Origin of the sequence: Streptomyces muensis (assembly GCF_021474425.1) — a bacterium.
In the GTDB taxonomy this organism is placed as follows: Bacteria; Actinomycetota; Actinomycetes; order Streptomycetales; family Streptomycetaceae; genus Streptomyces; species Streptomyces muensis.
In genome coordinates this window covers 1-403 of the sequence record NZ_JAKEIP010000655.1, presented here as the reverse complement: position 1 = coordinate 403, position 403 = coordinate 1, and the positions used below count along the sequence as shown (strand labels likewise).

Below are 403 nucleotides of genomic sequence, written 5' to 3'. Positions count from 1 at the left end.
TACCACCCCCACCCGCCCCAGAAGGGACCAACCATGCCGCTGGAAGCCGGCCTCCTGGAGATCCTCGCCTGCCCGGCCTGCCACGCCCCCCTCAAGGAGCAGGACGCCGAGCTGACCTGCACAAGCCAGGACTGCGGCCTGGCCTACCCCGTCCGCGACGGCATCCCCGTCCTCCTCGTCGACGAGGCCCGCCGCCCCGCGTAACGAGCCGCCCGCGCCACACGACGCCCCCCGGCACCGGCCAAGGACTGCCGGCAGACGCGACACCGGCACCCGCCGACGAACAAGAACACCGCCACCCGCCGACTGCCAACCGGAAACGCACAAGGCAACCGGAAACGGCAACCAACGCCCCGCACAAACCCGACAAGAACCCCCGCGACCGAGCAAAGCCCCCCGGCGC

The 403-nt window shown here is 72.2% G+C and carries 1 protein-coding gene; it reads left to right on the top strand.

What is annotated here, in order from left to right; all coding sequences use genetic code 11:
- The first annotated feature begins 33 nt into the window (after positions 1 to 33).
- On the top strand, positions 34 to 204 hold the full coding sequence (locus L0P92_RS44915) for a Trm112 family protein (protein ID WP_234768870.1): 171 nt from the start codon (positions 34 to 36) through the stop codon (positions 202 to 204).
- The last annotated feature ends 199 nt before the right edge of the window (positions 205 to 403 follow it).